Source organism: Pauljensenia sp. UMB6358 (assembly GCF_030216865.1).
Classification (GTDB): Bacteria; Actinomycetota; Actinomycetes; order Actinomycetales; family Actinomycetaceae; genus Pauljensenia; species Pauljensenia turicensis_A.
The window spans coordinates 1-258 of record NZ_JASOMS010000200.1 but is presented as its reverse complement, the minus strand read 5'-3'; the positions used below and the strand labels follow the sequence as shown (position 1 = coordinate 258).

The following is a 258-nucleotide window of genomic DNA, read 5'->3' as shown; positions in this document are numbered from 1 at the left end:
CGAAGCCGCCCCCATAACAGACAATCGCTAATGACAACCATTCGCATTATTAGAAACGGCTCCTATGCGCACAAAGTTTATTTCAGCGATTGCCGCATTCAGCGCTCTGTGTATCCCCTGGACCAGTGCACAAGCCGGTCCCAGTGACGATCTGCTTGTTGCCACACAGGCACACGTCGATTCCCCAAAAGTTTTTTGGGAGCGCAATAACTTCACTCTAAACGCAGAGGTCGACGGCGCCCTCCACCCCCTCCAAAG

The 258-nt window shown here is 53.1% G+C and carries 1 protein-coding gene; it reads left to right on the top strand.

Annotation, left to right across the window (positions count from 1 at the left end):
• Positions 1-64: 64 nt before the first annotated feature.
• Positions 65-258 (top strand): hypothetical protein (locus QP381_RS09180; protein WP_285068712.1); only part of this gene is annotated, 194 nt, incomplete at its 3' end.